The sequence below is a fragment of the Gluconobacter sp. Gdi genome, assembly GCF_014132155.1.
Lineage (GTDB): Bacteria > Pseudomonadota > Alphaproteobacteria > Acetobacterales > Acetobacteraceae > Gluconobacter.
Genome location: NZ_BLJQ01000001.1, coordinates 606,941 through 623,357 on the forward strand (window position 1 = coordinate 606,941; position 16,417 = coordinate 623,357).

The 16,417-nt window shown below is 56.5% G+C and carries 12 protein-coding genes; 8 read left to right on the forward strand and 4 right to left on the reverse strand.

Annotated features, from left to right (window positions below; translation table 11 throughout):
• Positions 1-196 precede the first annotated feature (196 nt).
• Positions 197-1,087, forward strand: a complete 891-nt coding sequence (locus tag JN414_RS02745; protein WP_099210368.1) for an S-methyl-5'-thioadenosine phosphorylase — start codon at positions 197-199, stop codon at positions 1,085-1,087.
• A gap of 46 nt (positions 1,088-1,133) precedes the next feature.
• Here the strand turns inward: JN414_RS02745 and JN414_RS02750 are convergent, their stop codons facing one another.
• Genes JN414_RS02750 through JN414_RS02760 form a run of 3 tightly spaced genes read right to left on the reverse strand, consistent with a single transcriptional unit; the run spans position 1,134 to position 2,985 of the window.
• Entirely contained in the window at positions 1,134-1,520 is a 387-nt protein-coding gene (locus JN414_RS02750) for a DUF2934 domain-containing protein (protein WP_202206584.1), read from the reverse strand.
• Between the two features lie 2 nt (positions 1,521-1,522).
• A complete protein-coding gene (locus tag JN414_RS02755) occupies positions 1,523-2,263 on the reverse strand; it encodes an SDR family oxidoreductase (RefSeq protein ID WP_202206585.1) in 741 nt (246 codons plus the stop codon).
• Between the two features lie 8 nt (positions 2,264-2,271).
• A complete protein-coding gene (locus JN414_RS02760; RefSeq protein WP_202206586.1) occupies positions 2,272-2,985 on the reverse strand; it encodes a dienelactone hydrolase family protein in 714 nt (237 codons plus the stop codon).
• 42 nt (positions 2,986-3,027) lie between these two features.
• Between JN414_RS02760 and JN414_RS02765 the strand changes: the two genes are divergently transcribed.
• From JN414_RS02765 to JN414_RS02780, 4 genes are all read left to right on the forward strand, one after another.
• Positions 3,028-3,222 carry a DUF4169 family protein gene (locus tag JN414_RS02765; RefSeq protein ID WP_202206587.1) on the forward strand — a complete coding sequence of 65 codons (195 nt, stop codon included), beginning with the start codon at positions 3,028-3,030 and terminating at the stop codon, positions 3,220-3,222.
• Between the two features lie 129 nt (positions 3,223-3,351).
• Positions 3,352-3,642, forward strand: coding sequence for a co-chaperone GroES (gene groES / locus JN414_RS02770; protein WP_046899653.1), 291 nt, complete (start codon positions 3,352-3,354; stop codon positions 3,640-3,642).
• A gap of 51 nt (positions 3,643-3,693) precedes the next feature.
• Positions 3,694-5,331 carry a chaperonin GroEL gene (gene groL / locus JN414_RS02775; protein ID WP_064274005.1) on the forward strand — a complete coding sequence of 546 codons (1,638 nt, stop codon included), beginning with the start codon at positions 3,694-3,696 and terminating at the stop codon, positions 5,329-5,331.
• Positions 5,332-5,584: 253 nt separating this feature from the next.
• On the forward strand, positions 5,585-8,506 hold the full coding sequence (locus JN414_RS02780; protein ID WP_202206588.1) for a TonB-dependent receptor domain-containing protein: 2,922 nt from the start codon (positions 5,585-5,587) through the stop codon (positions 8,504-8,506).
• Positions 8,507-8,866: 360 nt separating this feature from the next.
• Here the strand turns inward: JN414_RS02780 and JN414_RS02785 are convergent, their stop codons facing one another.
• Positions 8,867-11,791 carry an ATP-dependent DNA helicase gene (locus JN414_RS02785; protein WP_202206589.1) on the reverse strand — a complete coding sequence of 975 codons (2,925 nt, stop codon included), beginning with the start codon at positions 11,789-11,791 and terminating at the stop codon, positions 8,867-8,869.
• A 202-nt stretch (positions 11,792-11,993) separates the two neighbouring features.
• Here JN414_RS02785 and JN414_RS02790 point away from each other — a divergent pair, with 202 nt between their 5' ends.
• Genes JN414_RS02790 through JN414_RS02800 form a run of 3 tightly spaced genes read left to right on the forward strand, consistent with a single transcriptional unit; the run spans position 11,994 to position 16,413 of the window.
• Positions 11,994-13,613 carry a lysine--tRNA ligase gene (locus tag JN414_RS02790; RefSeq protein ID WP_202206590.1) on the forward strand — a complete coding sequence of 540 codons (1,620 nt, stop codon included), beginning with the start codon at positions 11,994-11,996 and terminating at the stop codon, positions 13,611-13,613.
• A 5-nt stretch (positions 13,614-13,618) separates the two neighbouring features.
• On the forward strand, positions 13,619-15,718 hold the full coding sequence (locus tag JN414_RS02795; protein ID WP_202206591.1) for a lysylphosphatidylglycerol synthase domain-containing protein: 2,100 nt from the start codon (positions 13,619-13,621) through the stop codon (positions 15,716-15,718).
• On the forward strand, positions 15,715-16,413 hold the full coding sequence (locus tag JN414_RS02800) for a MarC family protein (protein WP_046899648.1): 699 nt from the start codon (positions 15,715-15,717) through the stop codon (positions 16,411-16,413). The genes JN414_RS02795 and JN414_RS02800 overlap by 4 nt, the downstream gene beginning before the upstream one ends.
• The last annotated feature ends 4 nt before the right edge of the window (positions 16,414-16,417 follow it).

A 16,417-nucleotide genomic window follows, 5' to 3' on the forward strand; every position in this document is an offset into this window, starting at 1 on the left:
CGCTCAAGACGAACAGTTGGCTGGCTGCATGTCTGCTGTCGCTCTGTGGCGCGATGATGGCAGAGAGCATTTTGCCACTCCGTAAATGCCTGCGTGATTTTTTTTCGACACGGATCAGCGGAGACTTGCGCCAATCTTCCGTCTCGTGTTCCTGAACGGTCCTCAAACATGTTCATCAGGGGCGGACTGAACAATCATGTCTTCGGAAACAGAAATCCAGCCGGTTATCGGCGTTATTGGTGGCTCCGGCCTCTATGATATTGACGGTCTGGAAAACAAGGAATGGCGTCGGGTTGAAACACCTTGGGGCGAAACCTCTGACGAGCTCCTTTTCGGAACGTTTGAAGGCATCAAGTGCGTCTTCCTGCCCCGTCATGGTCGTGGTCATCCGATCCCGCCCTCACGTCTGAATTTCCGCGCAAATATTGATGCTCTCAAGCGCTCAGGCGTGACGGATATTCTGTCTCTTTCAGCTGTGGGCTCTTTAAAGGAAGAACTCCCGCCAGGTCGTTTCGTGCTTGTCGATCAGTTCATTGATCGCAGCTTCGCGCGCGAAAAAAGCTTCTTTGAGACTGGATGTGTGGCTCATGTCGGCATGGCGGACCCGGTGTCTGCTCGTCTGCTGGATGTGCTGGAAGCAGAATCCCGCAAGCTCGATATTCCGGTCACGCGTGGTGGAACCTACATCGTCATGGAAGGGCCACAGTTCTCGACGCGTGCCGAGAGTGAGCTCTACCGGTCATGGGGTTGTTCGGTTGTTGGCATGACCAACATGCCAGAAGCCAAGCTCGCCCGTGAAGCCGAGATGACCTACGCCACTGTGGCCATGGTCACGGATTATGACTGCTGGCACACCGAGCATGACAGCGTCACTGTTGAAGGCGTGGTAAAGGTCATGAAGGGGAATGCGGATAACGCCCGTCGCCTCGTGAAGGCTGTGATCCCCGTTCTGGGTCAGAAGCGCCCGCTTGATCTTTCCGCCGAGCGTGCGCTTGATTTTGCGATTATCACGGCACCTGAAAAGCGTGATCCGGCACTTGTCGCCAAACTGGATGCTGTTGCCGGTCGCGTTCTGAACAAAGCCTGAGTTGATTGCCGCCCGCGTAAAAACGGGTGGCAGTAGGGAAGGGCAGTCAGTGCCCTTCCTGCTTCTCGTCAATCTGAGCGTAGCCTGGCTGGCCCGCATCGGTGCTAGGGTCATCCAACAGTTCGCGTTCTTCCTTGCGATCCGCGACAGGGAAATGGCGATGGTCACCCTGATCCGTACTGCGTTCAGGAAATTCCCCGAGGTTTTCCTGTAAGCGCGGGTCTTCGATCTGAACATCTGCCAACTCTGGCGATGGCAGATCTTCAACAGGCGTGCCCTCTGGAACGCCCTTGATGGAGATCAGGTCCGTTGCTTTATCCAGATAGGCTTCAGGGCCGCCGTCTGGCTTGCCGTCAGCTTCCCACAGTAACTTGGCTTCGCGGCGGATTGCTGCGTCACGTTTTGGATCTGCTTCGAGTGGGTTGTTGCTCATGATCAGAACTCCTGAAGGGTTGGGCGCAGGACAATCTCGTTGATGTCCACGTCGTCAGGTTGTGAGATAGCGAAAGCGATGGCCCTCGCCACGGATTCCGCCGGAATTGCAATCTTGTAGAACGCTTCAACATGCTGACGACTTTCGCTGTCGCCGCTGCCCGCTTTGAGTTCGCTCTCCACTGCGCCCGGTTCGATAGACGTAACGCGAAACGCGTTGCCAGCCTCCTGCCGGAGGCCATCGCTAATGGCCCGCACGGCAAACTTCGTTCCTGAATAGACGGTGCCTCCAGGGGCGAAGACCTTGATCCCGGCAACCGAGGACAGGTTAATGACATGTCCCGATTTCTGACGCTCAAAGATCGGTAGTGCTGCGGCAATGCCGTAAAGAACGCCTTTGATGTTGATGTCGATCATCCGGTCCCATTCGTCGACCATCAGTCGTTTCATGGGGGCAATCGCCATAAGCCCGGCATTGTTCACGAGGACATCAAGACGTCCGAAGTCCTGCTCAACGGCTTTTACAACGTCGGCAACGTTCTGGCGGTTTGTGACATCCAGTGTGTAGGCCCGTGCAGTTTGGCCAAGTGCTTCGAGTTCGGAGACAATTTCGTCCAGTCGGTCCCGGCGCCGGGCGGCAATAGCAACGTAAGCCCCTCGTGCTGCGAGATAACGCGCGGTTGCTTCACCAAGGCCGCTGCTGCCGCCTGTAATGAGAACAATTTTTCCTGCAATGCCTTCCATGTCAGGCCTCACGCACGCTTGATGTGATGCTTCAGAAACGCAACGCTCCGGCTCCAGGCCAGATCACGGGCATCCTGATTGAAGCTGGAACGTTCGGGGCACCCAAAGCCATGTCCAGCCTGGTCATAGAGGAAGACCTCGACTTCCGGGCGGCTTGCGCGAATTTTCTGAACGTCGCCTGGCGGAATAGACGCATCTTCTCCACCAAAATGGAGCTGCGTCGGGCAATGCGGGGCTGTGTCACAATGGTTGGCAATACCGCCGCCATACCATCCCACGGCAGCATTAAAGTGGTGCGTCCGTGTCGCAGCCAGCCAGGCGATGAGGCCGCCCCAGCAGAAGCCGATAATCCCGACTGGGCGGTGACCATCATCCTGTCTCAGTTTCTGCGCGCAGGCTTCCAGATCCTGCTGGATCAGATCTGGCGAAATGCCACTTCGAAATTCCAGCCCTTCCTTTAGGCCAGTCTCGTTGTACGCCAGAACCGTATGGGGTTTAACGCGGTCAAAGAGGGCAGGGGCCAGAACATGGAAGCCCTGCTGAGCCAGATCAGAGCAGACGTCCCTGATGTGTCCGGTCAGGCCAAAAATTTCCTGCACGACGACAATGGAGCGTGCGGATTCGGGGGAGCCCGTCTCCCATGCCTCGAATTCGTGACCGTCTGCTGCCTTGAGGCGAATCATGCGGCCCTCGGTCTTTTCTTGGGAATGCTTGTGGTCCATTGATTTCTGTCCAGTCTCTGTAACGCCGGAAAGGCAGATGCCATGAGCGACGTCATCAATCTCCGTCGGGAACGCAAACGCCGCAAGTCCGCAGAGGATGCGAAGGAAGCTGAGACCAATCGTCGTCTTCATGGCAGAACGAAAGGTCAAAAAATGGCGGATATGCTGGAGAAAAGGCGTTCCGAGGCCCTGTTAGACGGAAAGAAAATTTTTTCTGCCGAGGGCGATGGTTCTTGACGAAAACGGGTGGCGGCACTACCTCTCTTGGCACTCTCGATATGGGAGTGCCAACTGCGCTGCAGTAATTGAGCGCGTAACCCGGCCGCGTCGCTTTGTAGAAGGGCACGGCCTAAAATGGAGCGATCCATGACGACATTTCGTCCCCTGCATGACCGCGTTGTAGTCCGCCGCCTGACCGGTGAAGAAAAGACCGCTGGCGGCATCATCATCCCTGACACCGCCAAGGACAAGCCGACCGAAGGCGAGATCGTTTCCGTAGGCCCGGGCGCCCGGAACGAGCAGGGCCAGATCGTGGCTCTCGACGTCAAGGCAGGCGACAAGGTGCTGTTCGGCAAGTGGTCCGGCACCGAGGTGAAGATCAACGGTGAAGAGCTGCTGATCATGAAAGAGAGCGACATCATGGGTGTGATCGGCTGAAAAGCCGTCCCCGTTTCCTCTCGTTAAAAACCTCAACAGGAGATTAAGAACATGGCTGCCAAGGAAGTTAAGTTTGGTGCCGACGCCCGCGACCGTATGCTGCGTGGCGTTGATATTCTTGCAAATGCCGTCAAGGTAACGCTGGGCCCGAAGGGTCGTAACGTTGTTCTCGACAAGAGCTTCGGCGCACCGCGCATCACCAAGGACGGTGTGTCTGTCGCCAAGGAAATCGAACTGGCTGACAAGTTCGAGAACATGGGCGCTCAGATGGTACGCGAAGTTGCGTCCCGTACGAACGACCTGGCTGGTGACGGCACGACGACGTCCACGGTTCTTGCTCAGGCAATCATCCGCGAAGGTGCCAAGGCTGTTGCCGCTGGCATGAACCCGATGGACCTGAAGCGCGGCATCGACAAGGCTGTCCTCGTCGTTGTTGAAGAGCTGAAGAAGAACAGCAAGAAGATGACCTCCCCGGAGGAAATCGCTCAGGTCGGTACGATCTCCTCCAACGGTGAGCGTGAAATCGGTGAGATGATCTCTTCTGCCATGCAGAAGGTCGGCTCCGAGGGCGTCATCACGGTTGAAGAAGCCAAGGGTCTGCACACGGAACTCGACGTTGTCGAGGGCATGCAGTTCGACCGCGGCTACATCTCCCCGTACTTCGTGACGAACCCGGAGAAGATGACGGCTGATCTCGATGCGCCGTACATCCTGATCCATGAAAAGAAGCTGTCTTCGCTTCAGCCGATGCTGCCGCTGCTCGAGAGCGTCGTACAGTCCGGTCGTCCGCTGATGATCATCGCTGAAGACGTCGATGGTGAAGCACTTGCCACGCTGGTCGTGAACAAGCTGCGTGGTGGCCTGAAGATCGCTGCCGTCAAGGCTCCGGGCTTCGGTGACCGTCGCAAGGCCATGCTGGAAGACATCGCGATCCTGACGGGTGGCCAGGTCATCTCCGAAGACATCGGGATCAAGCTGGAATCCGTTACCCTCGACATGCTGGGCCGCGCTAAGAAGGTTCACATCGAGAAGGAAAACACCACGATCGTTGAAGGCGCTGGCAACAGCGACGACATCAAGGGTCGTTGCAACCAGATCCGCGCTCAGGTTGAAGAAACAACCTCTGACTACGATCGTGAGAAGCTCCAGGAGCGTCTTGCAAAGCTGGCTGGTGGCGTTGCCGTCATCCGCGTCGGTGGCAGCAGTGAAGTTGAGGTGAAGGAGCGCAAGGATCGCGTTGACGACGCCCTGCACGCTACCCGCGCCGCTGTTGAAGAAGGCATTGTCCCGGGTGGTGGTACGGCTCTTGCCCGCGCTTCCGTTGCTCTGAAGGGTCTGACCTTCGATAACGACGATCAGCGTATCGGTGGCGAGATCGTTCGCAAGGCGCTTCAGACGCCGCTGCGTCAGATCGCTGAGAACGCTGGTGAAGACGGCGCCGTGATCGCTGGCAAGGTGCTCGAGAACGACACCTACAACTTCGGCTTTGATGCTCAGAACGCTGAGTACAAGGACCTGGTTGGCGCAGGTATCATCGACCCGACGAAGGTTGTTCGTACGGCTCTGCAGGATGCCGCTTCGGTTGGTGGTCTGCTGATCACGACGGAAGCCATGGTTGCCGAACGCCCTGAGAAGAAGGCTCCGGCTGCTCCAGGTGGCATGGGCGGCATGGGCGACATGGATTTCTGATCCAACGCTTCAGATTTCCCGGCTGTCAAAAGCCGGGGAGTGTGTCGAATAGATACAAAAAAGCCGTCTCACCTCAGGGTGGGGCGGTTTTTTTTTGACTTATTTTGATATGCGTCCGACACATATGTGACCCTTATGCAACGCTTGTCACAAAACCATCACGTAACAATCTAATGCGTTGGAAGTTGGGGTGACACTTTCGCAATGAAATGTCTAAAAGGCGTCACTGCCTTTAGAAGGATTTCGTTTCATTATGATCGTATCGCGTCGCAATACGTTACTTTGCGCATCGGTGCTGGGGATGGGGGCGCTTTCGAGCGTTGCTTATGCTGCAACCGAAAGCACTCACACCTCCTCACATGTGCGCCACAAGACTGTGACTCATAGTCCGGTGCGTTCTGCTGCGACGCCTGCAACAACCGCTCCGGCATCGCTGGCTCGTCCAGTCGCAGCTCCGCAGTTTGCTGCGCCTGTAGCGGTCAATCGATCTCACGCTGTTCGTTCCATTGATTCTGGAACGCAGGAGAGCGTGGTTGTTACCGGTTCGGCTTTGGGAACCTCAAACAACACCAACGCCAACCCGGTGCAGATCGTTACTTCTAAGCAAATCCAGCAGACGGGTGCGACAACACTTTCCGATTTTTTTCAGCGTCTGCCGTCGGTAGGCTCCGGCAGCCAGCAGAACACTGACACCAACGGTGGTGGTGGTGTCAGCTGCACGGATATTCGTAACCTTGGTACGAACCGCGTTCTCGTTCTGATCGACGGAAAGCGCGCCACGCTGAACAGTCAGACGTCATGTTTTGATATGAATGCTGTTCCCATCCAGCAGGTGGCGAGTGTCGAAATCCTGAAGGATGGTGGTTCAGAGCTTTATGGTGCGGACGCGGTGTCAGGCGTCATCAACATTAAGCTGCGTCACGATCTGGATACCGGCAACATCACGATACGCGGTGGAATCACGGGGCATGGTGATGCGCCGCAGGGCGTAATTTCCGGCTTTAAGGGGTTCAACTTCGACCACGGCAAGGGTAACGTCACCGTGTTCGGTCAATACATGACGCAAGGTGGGGTGCGTCAGCGCAACCGTTCCTGGTCACGAAATAACATCCAGATCGGAAATGATGCTGATCCTTCCCAGAACCGGTTTGGATCGAGCTACTCGCCATATGGCTCGTTCTTTGGTGCCGAAAATGCCTACCGGAGTGATCTGAACGGCAATCTGGTTCCGGGAACAAGGCGCTACAATTTTGCGCGCGACACATCCCTGACAAACAACCTTCAGGATGCCACCCTGAATGGTGACGCGCATTACGACGTTAACGAACATTTCTCGCTCTATTCGAATGTGATGTACTCACATTCGAACTCCATGACCAACATGGCAGCTGAGCCTGTGCAGGGTGGACTGTCTGCAACCGGGCCTTACCCGACGTCCGTCACCATCCCGTCGAACTACCCAGGCAACACGACGGGTGAGGATCTCCAGATGCTTCGCCGCTATAATGAGTGGGGCCCTCGTGAGACGCAGACAGCCAGCGACACGCTAACGGCCAAGGTTGGCGCACAGGGCGTGATCTACAAAGGCTGGAAATACGACATCTCGTATACGTATGGCTCAAATATGTATACCTACCAGCAGAGCAACATGGGCAGCTATCCGGCCCTGCTGAACAGCTATGGTCTGGAGCCGACGAACTTCGGCGATCCGGATTCTGGCATGACGTATAATTCCAATCTGTGTGCATCGACGCCGAATTGTGTGGCGGGAAGCCCATTCTCCTCGCTTTCCCCCGCTGCTGCACAGTACTCCAACCTTAATACCACGACGCATGGCCATTATCAGCTTCGTGATCTTAACCTGCGTATCCATAACGATCATGTCGTGAAGATGCCGTGGGCTAATGGTGGCGATGTCGGTATCGCGATGGGTATGGAGCATCGCGGCGAACAGCTGACCTATACACCGGACCCGGCTATCCAGGCAGGGACGGCGCTGACGAACCCGCAGGGCGTGACGTCAGGCGGTTTCAACGTGACGGAAGGTTACCTCGAAGGAAAGGCGCAGCTTCTCAAGAACGCCTTCCTCGCTAAAGATCTGACCGTTGACGCTCAGGGTCGCTATTCGTCCTACAACACGTTTGGAGGCGTCAAGAACTGGAAGGCTTCCATCGACTGGGCTCCGACGCGTGATATCCGTTTCCGCGGTACGATCGGAACCTCGTTCCGTCAGCCCAATGTTAATGAGCTTTATGGTGCGCAGGCCCTGAGCTACGAGACGTCGCTTGATCCGTGCGCTGGAGCCTCCAATCCGGTTGTCGTTGCCAGCTGCATGAGGGCGGGCGTGGCGAATCCTGCCACGTTTACACAGCAAGGTGCAGGGCAGGTGGCGACTATTCAGGGTGGTAATACAAAGCTACGCCCTGAAGCAGGCAGGACTTACACATTTGGTGCAGTTCTGACGCCGCGCTGGATCCCGAACCTGTCTACCTCGGTGACGTTCTGGCATTATAATGTCAGTTCTACGGTTGGCTCACTTTCAACGAACTATATTCTAAACAACTGTTACGACGGCTCCAATACGGCGCTTTGCAACTTGGTAAGTCGCTCAGCTAACGGACAGATTGCGCAGGTCATGGCTGTAGGTCAAAACCTGGGAACCATGAACACAAGTGGTATTGACTGGGATTTTGACTATCGGATCCGTCTGACGAGCATGGATTCCATTACGATTAGCAATAACTTGCAGAATCTGGTCAATTTCTCCCAGCAGCAGACGCCGGGCGGCCCGTATTATCACTACACCAACGCGATCTATTACCCGAACGGCACATCCAACCCGCGCTGGCGTGATTATGCCACCGCGACATGGCAGCATGGCCGGTTCTCGTTCACCTATATGGCAAACTACACCGGTGGCCTGCATTACAACGACACCTCGTCGTTCATGCAGATGTCTGATGGGTATGGTCGTGTAAAGGCACCCGCAATGGTGCAGCAGGACATTGCCCTCGGCTACCGCTACAACTCGTGGAACTTCACGGGGGGTATCAACAATATCACGGACAAGGCTCCGCCATTCTTCCCTGATGGCGCAACGAATACCGATGCTTCGACCTATTCGTCGTTCGTTATCGGACGTAATTTCTGGTTGCAGATCAGCAAAGACTTCTAAGTTCAACTGTCATTTGACCAAATGACAAAGCAAAACCCGCAGCTTCTTATAAGGCTGCGGGTTTTTTCTTTTAGCGGTCTTTGAATCTTCTGCTTGTACTTTGTTCAAAAATACGTAGTAGAAAAGATCGTTTAGGGCGCATCCAACCTTCTGCTCTTCCAGCAAAAGGCGGCTCTGTCTGGCCAAAATGGGGGAAGAATTTGAAGTGTGCCAGCTGCTGTGGCTACGGCGTCGTCTTCTCGGAGGACGGGCACTGAAACAGCTGGTTAGAAGAGCTGGAACTTCCTGTGCGGCATGAACCGCTGGTCTTCTGACTATCCGGTCACACTAACAAAGCGGTGAAGTTTTCATCGCCGTTTTCTATGTCACACTGTCGTTTGAAGAAGTTGGTAACGGAGGAGTCAGAAACTCCGCAATATCACTGATGGTCTCTGCTAGACTTAGTCGGCGGACCTCAACACCATTCGGGAAAGCAGAGAGCAGGCGAGAAGGCATTCGGCGATCAAGCATCACGAAAACACCCCTGTCGTCGCCCTTCCGGATCAGGCGGCCGAAAGCCTGTCTTAAGCGCATTCTGGTGATGCGATCATCATAATCACCAGGTCGTCCTTCTGAAAGAAGGCGGCGTCTCTCGCGATGCAGGATATCCGGGCGCGGCCATGGTGTCTTTTCAAACACCACCATGCGTAATGCTTCTCCCGGAACGTCCACACCATCCCGCATAGCATCGGTGCCCAATAAGCAACTGTGGGTTTCCGTGCGGAAGACATCGACGAGTGTCGCGTTGTCCATCGCATCAACATGCTGGGCATATACGGGGAAGCCCTGAGCCTCCAGCGGCTCGTTAATGCGACGATGGACCTCGCGCAGCCGACGGATTGCCGTGAAAAGCCCAAGAGCTCCCCCACCCGCTGCTTCGAATAATGCTCGAAATGCATGGGCAAGAGACGCGATTTCGACGGAAACGTCGGTCACAACATAAGCGCGCGTCTGCTTGGCGTAGTCGAACGGGCTCATGAGCGAAGCGCGGATTGGTGGCTTCATGAAATGCGTGGCCCCAAGCCTCAGTTCTGCTGCGTGCCAGCTTTCTTCTCCATCTTCTGAGCCGGTCTGATCGCGTAAAGTGGCAGATGTCAAAAGCAGACCGTGAGCTGGGGTCTGAATAGTCGACGCAAATGGAATTGTCGGGTCCAACCAGTGACGATAGAGGCCAACGTCATGGTCCCCCTGCGCCCCACGTGTTCTGGGAAGACGTTCAGTCCGGATGAAATCAATATGGACGGGTGTCAGGTCAGGTTCAGGGGGCGTCTGAAGGGCATCCAGCATTCCGACCCAGCCTGTAACGCGGCTGATGGCGCGGCGATGCAAAGTCCGGATGAAAGCCTCGATCCGCTGGCGCGTGGGGGCTTCCATTTCCGGATCGTCTTCTACTGTTGCTTCAAGCCGTTTTGTCAGCTGGATCAGTGGGGTTTGAAGGCGCCGCAACGCTCTGGCCAAGTCCACTGCGCTCGTTTGCACTGTATCATTCGTGGGGTGCAGATCGCACTCGGTGGAGATGTATGTGGTGTCCTGTTGCGGGCCTTGGGTGCGTCGGGCTTTGAGTTGATGGTCGAGGGCCTGAAGAAACAGTTCGGCAGGGTTGTCCAGTTCCGGCTCGGGTGCCATGAGCGGGAGAAACGCGGGTGCTTCGTCTTCCTGAGGAACCGGCGCGTCCATTCCGTTTTTCAGTCTTACGCTCCAGCCCGGAGCTGGTAGCGCTCGCGCTGCTTGCAGCACGGCATGCAGTGGAGCGTCTATTGTCGGAATACGTTCAACCAGATCATCAAGGCGCCGCAGGAGTCCGCGTGCTCTGGATCGGCTTCCTTCTGCACCCAAGAGCCAGCGTCTGAGTTCGGCTGTTTCAAGCCCTGACAGAACCATGGCAAACGCGCTGTCTGCTGCTTCAGGGACGTGGTGTCCTTCATCGAAAACATATCGCGTTGGCGTCGCATCTTCATCGGGGAGGCCGGGGGGTGCGAGGGCAGTCCAGGCCGCCTGCGACATGACAAGCGCATGATTGGCGACGACAAGATCTGCCTGTCTGGCACGACGAATACCATGTTCCACGAAACAGGTTTGGTAATGCGGGCACGCAGCATGGATGCATTCGCCACGCCGGTCTGCCACACCGTGCAACGTACCCTGGCCGAAGAGATCGCCGAACCATCCCGGAAGGTCGCCGCCCATCAGATCACCGTCGCGGCTCGCTTCAGCCCATCGTGCGAGAAGACTGAGGGGTAGCAGGGCCGCTGCTCCGTCATTCCCCCGAGAGGTGGCGGCATTGAGCAGATCCTCCATATTCAGGAGGCACAGGTAGTTCTCACGTCCTTTGCGGACGACGACCTTTTGTCTCAGCGTTGCCTCATCGGGATAGAGACGATGAAGTTCCTGCTCGATCTGCCTTTGAAGATGTCGCGTGTAAGTGCTGACCCAGACGGCTCCATCATTCTGCTCGGCCCACAGGCTTGCAGGCGCAATATAGCCAAGGGTCTTTCCCGTGCCTGTTCCGGCTTCGGCAAGTACGACATTGGGTGATCCGAGCGTTTCCCGGGGCTCGAAAGCCGCAGTGGCAACAGACGCAAAGTCAGCCTGTCCGGGGCGTGCTTCTGCATTCTTGCCAAGGATCTGGCGTAGTCTTTCACGCGCGGCCTGCGGCGAAACGGGCTGGCTGCCGGGAGCCGGTCTGGGGGCTGTTTCCTCCCAGCGTGGCAGGCGGCGCCAGACGCGTACGGCATCATAAGGGTGCGCACTGCCCGGATCGGAGGCGGAGCCAATGGCATCGGCCACTTCGCCACTCCAGATCCAGCCGGCGCGCGTCAGCGGGAGCAGGAGGGCCCGTAAGCGCTTTCCTTCAGGAGTATCAGCTTTTTCCCGTAACTTGCCGAGAAGGGTCTCGCAGAGCAGCGGCAGGAGGTCCGCCGTAGTGATTTCTGGTGGCGTCAGTCCAAGTGCGATAGCCAGTCCACGCGGTGTGGGGGCGACGGTTGTGGCGGGACACACGAACAGAAACAGATCCAGAAGATCAAACCACGGGACGGGCTGGGACAGCGGCGTAAGATCGAGGGCGCGCAGGGCTGCTGGGCCATGAACAAGAAGCGGAGGAGGAAGTTGTGACAGCTTCTCCCGTACTTCGTCAGCGGGAAGATCCAGAAGCTCACCATCGGGTGTCAAAAGGGAGGACAGGCCTCGTCTCGCGACAAGAGCAGGTGCGTCAAACGGAGATGGGAAAGATGGCAAGCGCGGCATTGCGGTCAGTCTAACTGGAAGGATAGGAGCGAGCGAGTGCTTTAAGGAACAGACCGTGAAAGAACGAGGTTGCGTATGCTGTCATGTCACTGCCGGGAGGGTGTTGACACATTTCGTCATGGTTTGACGCCTGTGCAGAAACTTCGTTTGCTCTCGTACTGCTTGACCCGGGATACGTGTCTGCCTACGTTTTCCGGTAATCATGCACAATTCCAGAACACATAACATTCCGCCCCTCGCACCTGACGCGCCGTTGCCAAAGGCATGGCCGTTCGAAGAGGCAAAAAAAATTGCCGCGCATGTTGGCGCGCGCGACCCAAAAGTGCCTGCCCTGCTTGAGACGGGATATGGCCCGTCCGGGCTGCCGCACATCGGTACGTTTGGCGAAGTGGCCCGTACGACCTGGGTTCGGCAGGCTTTTGAGGCTCTGACAGGCCGTCCGACCCGCTTGCTCGCGTTCTCGGATGACATGGACGCCTTGCGCAAGGTTCCAACGAATGTGCCGCAGCAGGAACTGCTGGCAAAGCACCTGGGTCTGCCTCTGACCCGCGTTCCCGACCCTTTCGGTGAATACGAAAGTTTCGCTGCTCACAATAATGCCCGCCTGCGCCAGTTTCTTGACGGTTTCGGCTTCGACTACGAATTCGCGTCCGCGACGGACTATTATACGAGCGGGACATTTGATGCTGCACTTCAGCGGATGCTCGAAGTGCATGATGAAGTTGTTGCGACTATTATTCCGACACTTGGTCCGGAGCGCCGCGCGACTTACTCCCCTGTTCTGCCGATTCACCCTGAAACGGGGCAGGTGATGCAGGTCCCGATCATCAAGGTGGACCCGGATGCAGGTACAGTTGTCTGGAAGGACGAAGCCGGCAAGACGTTTGAAACATCCGTCTTCGGTGGACATGCCAAGATGCAGTGGAAGGCCGACTGGGCCATGCGCTGGTATGCTCTGGGTGTCGATTATGAAATGTCGGGCAAGGATCTGATTGATAGCGTGAAGCTGTCTTCGAAGATCTGCCGTATTCTGGGCAAGCAGCCGCCTGCCGGACTCACCTATGAACTGTTCCTTGATGCTCAGGGTCAGAAGATCAGCAAGTCCAAGGGCAATGGTCTGTCTGTCGAGGAGTGGCTGCGTTACGGCACGCCGGAAAGCCTCGGCCAGTATATGTATCAGCAGCCTACGCGTGCGAAGCGTCTGTTTTTTGACGTTATTCCCCGCGCAACGGACGACTACCTGACATTGGTTCAGAAGGCTGAGACGCAGGAACCGGTAGACCTGATGGCAAACCCGGTCTGGTTCATTCACGGTGGAACTGTACGCCCGGAAGATACCAGCCCGGTTTCCTACACAGCGCTGTTGAACCTCGCGAACGTGGCAAACGCAGACAATCCGGAGACACTCTGGAAATTCCTGCGTCGCTATGACGAGACGCTGTCGCCAGAAACGCATCCGTATGTCGACAAGCTCGTTCGTTGTGCTCTGACGTACTTCCAGGAGCAAGTGTACCCGAACAAGGTCTATCGTGATCCGTCCGAGACCGAACGAAAGGGGCTTGAAGACCTGGCTGTCGCTCTGGAACGGCTCCCTGTTCATACGTCTCCTGGCGATGTGCAGGATGTCGTGTTCGAGGTCGGCAAGCGCTACTTTGAGAAGTCTGAGCTGCGCTCCTGGTTCGGTTGCCTGTACGAAGTGCTGTTGGGTCAAAGCGAAGGCCCGCGCTTCGGCATTTTCGCGTCACTCTTCGGTTTGCCTGAGACTGTGGCCCTGATCCGGGGTGCACTGGCTCGCCCGGCTGCCGGGACCTCTCAGGTCTGACGTCGATGTGCCCGCCTCGGGAAGACGACTGGCAAAATGATGGGCTTGCTCTCGACGCGGACGACGAGAGCGGGCCTGTCAAAAGCCGCTGGAAATTACTGCTGACACGTGCTCCGGCAATTGTCGGGCTCGTGCTTTTGATTGCCGCTGTGGTGGTGATCTGGCGTGAGCTGCACAATCTTTCCCTGCGGGACATTGCCAGAAGTCTCAGCGATATTCCGGATGGTGCGCTTCTGGCGGGAGCCGGGGCGACGCTTCTGTCGTATTTTATTCTATCGTTTTATGATCGCTTGGCCTGTCTGCATGTCCGGGCCAATGTGTCGTTCAAGCGCTCATCTTTTGCGGCGTTCTGCTCTTACGTCCTCTCGCATAACCTTGGCTGTGCAGCGATTTCGGGTGCTGCGGTGCGGTTTCGGCTTTATCGGAGCTGGGGTGTCGCCCCTGCGGATATTGCCCAGATCATTGCCTTCTGCTCAGCAACCTATCTGCTGGGAACCCTCGCCTTGGTCGGAAGCATTCTGACCATTGAGCCGCATGCCATTCCGGTTCTGTCCCATCTGCCCGCTTTTCTGCTGCGGCTGGCTGGTCTTGGATGCTGGGGTATTCTGGCTGCGTATGTCGTTTTCTCTCGTATTCGTCGACATGTAAAAATCTGGCGTTACGAGATTGAAATTCCCAGCACGGGTATAGCAATCGCGCAGATTGCAGTCAGTGCCGCTGACATGGCTGCCACCGCTCTGATTGCTTACAGTGTGCTGCCGCCGTTGCCTCCGGAAGCCCATTTTGGCTTCGGGACATTCCTTGCCATTTATATCGCGTCTTACACAGCAGGGCTGGTTGCTAGCGTTCCGGGAGGGCTGGGCGTTTTTGACAGTGCCATGCTTCTGGCATTGCGGCCATATCTTCCGGTCCCGGAAATTATGGGCGCGATCCTCGTTTTCCGCCTGTTTTACTACATTATTCCGCTGGTCATGGCGGGTCTGATGTTTGCCGGGCATGAACTGTTCCTGCGTGGAGAGCAGGCATTGGTTTCTGCTGGGCAGGCACCAAGGCGTATCCGTCCGAGCCAAGTGGTTCGGGAGTCTGAAGCGGACTTCTCTGTCACCATTGCAACCAGCGTTCAGGCTGTAGCCGGAATTCTTCTCGTCTTTTATGCGCTGGTCGCTGAACTGCCACCTTTGCGGACGTCACTCGGTGCTGCGGTTTCGCAGATTGCAGACTTGTTCCTTACCGTATCGGGCGTTGCTCTTGTTGGGCTGGCTCTAGGGCTTTCCCAGCGCGTCGCTCTTGCATGGAAGGTTTCTCTGGGCGTTCTGGGTGCATCGGTTGTCTTGCTGGTGCTTCGTCATGCGCCATGGGAAGCTCCGGTAGCGCTGGGCCTTGTCATGCTACTGATCGCACCGTTCCGGAATTGCTACTACCGTAGAGCGCACCTTCTCGTAGCTCCGTTGACGCCAGCCATGCTGGCGCCAATGTCTTTGTGGGCGCTAGGCCTTGTTGGCGTAGGTTGGGTTGCTGTGCAGCGGCATCTGGGTCCAATCTGGTGGCGCTCCATGATTTATGACGCGCACACGGCGATCGGGCGGTGGTTTCTTGGGCTGTCTGCGCTTTGCGGTCTGTTTGCGCTTTGGGTGGGAATGCGGAGAACACGCATTCGTTTTGAGGCTTGGAATGCGGAGAACGAAAGCCATTATCGAAGCCTGTCTCATGCTTTGCAGGAACTTGGACCGCATCGCCCGAGTGGCTTGCTGCATGACGAAGCAGGCCGAGCCGCCATTCCATTTTTCCGTACAGGTCAGTTCATTATTGGCCTCGGCGATCCGGCAGGAGCCGAGCGTAACTGTATTGCGGCTATCTGGCGGCTAAGGGATCTGGCACGTCAGGAAGGCCGAAAACTTGCATTTGTGCGTGTTGGCCAGTCTCTGATGGCGGTTTATAATGACCTGGGTCTTACGGTCTGTCTGGAAGGGCGGGCAGGGACGATCTGCTGTTTTTCCGAGGACTATCGCATGATCCGGGCTTTCCTCATGGGAGAAGAGCGGCGGGCTCGTAAGAAGCGGGCGTCGTGTCGTCCAGATGTTGCATCAGGCACCACAGGTTCATGAGCCTCCCTCCCAGTCTGGGTAATGCGGTCAATAGTTGGCTGATTGCATTTCCAGCACTGTTTTCGATCATCAATCCCCTTGGTGCGTCTTTGATTTTCGCTCAGGCGACAGAGGGGCGGACACGCAAAGAGGTTATCGAACTGGCGCGGCTTGTCGCGCTGAATTCTCTGGCGATCCTCCTGGTGTCCATCTGGTTTGGCAGCTGGATTCTGAGTTTCTTTGGCATCAGTATGAATGCCCTGCGCATTACTGGCGGTCTTGTTGTGGCCTCGCGCGCGTGGGTCATGCTGCAGCAGCCGGAGACAAGTGAAGCCCGGAAAGAAAAGCAGGCTCTTCAGGGTGGTCGAACCGTTGCTGCGCCTGATCTCAAAGAACGCGCTTTCTTTCCGCTGGCCATGCCATTCACCGTGGGGCCAGGGAGCATCTCCGTAGCAATCGCTCTGAGCTCTTCATGCCCGCCGCATATGCCTGCGCCGGATTATTATATGGGCGTATCAGCAGCGGCGACTGCCATGGGCATCGTCGTTGCCATCGCGTATGCCTATGCGGAGCGGATCGTTTCGATGCTTGGTATCACTGGCGCGCGGATTGTCAGTCGTTTGGCCGCGCTTATTCTTCTGGCTATCGGAATCCAGATTTTCATCTCAGGCGTACAGGGCGTTCTTGTTGATACTTTACGTCTGGCTCGACACTGATATT

Coding starts and splice junctions, on each gene's coding strand:
- JN414_RS02745 (WP_099210368.1), top strand. CDS start 197: ATGTCTTCGGAAACAGAAATCCAGCCGGTTATCGGCGTTATTGGTGGC.
- JN414_RS02750 (WP_202206584.1), bottom strand. CDS start 1,520: ATGAGCAACAACCCACTCGAAGCAGATCCAAAACGTGACGCAGCAATC.
- JN414_RS02755 (WP_202206585.1), bottom strand. CDS start 2,263: ATGGAAGGCATTGCAGGAAAAATTGTTCTCATTACAGGCGGCAGCAGC.
- JN414_RS02760 (WP_202206586.1), bottom strand. CDS start 2,985: ATGGACCACAAGCATTCCCAAGAAAAGACCGAGGGCCGCATGATTCGC.
- JN414_RS02765 (WP_202206587.1), top strand. CDS start 3,028: ATGAGCGACGTCATCAATCTCCGTCGGGAACGCAAACGCCGCAAGTCC.
- groES (WP_046899653.1), top strand. CDS start 3,352: ATGACGACATTTCGTCCCCTGCATGACCGCGTTGTAGTCCGCCGCCTG.
- groL (WP_064274005.1), top strand. CDS start 3,694: ATGGCTGCCAAGGAAGTTAAGTTTGGTGCCGACGCCCGCGACCGTATG.
- JN414_RS02780 (WP_202206588.1), top strand. CDS start 5,585: ATGATCGTATCGCGTCGCAATACGTTACTTTGCGCATCGGTGCTGGGG.
- JN414_RS02785 (WP_202206589.1), bottom strand. CDS start 11,791: ATGCCGCGCTTGCCATCTTTCCCATCTCCGTTTGACGCACCTGCTCTT.
- JN414_RS02790 (WP_202206590.1), top strand. CDS start 11,994: ATGCACAATTCCAGAACACATAACATTCCGCCCCTCGCACCTGACGCG.
- JN414_RS02795 (WP_202206591.1), top strand. CDS start 13,619: ATGTGCCCGCCTCGGGAAGACGACTGGCAAAATGATGGGCTTGCTCTC.
- JN414_RS02800 (WP_046899648.1), top strand. CDS start 15,715: ATGAGCCTCCCTCCCAGTCTGGGTAATGCGGTCAATAGTTGGCTGATT.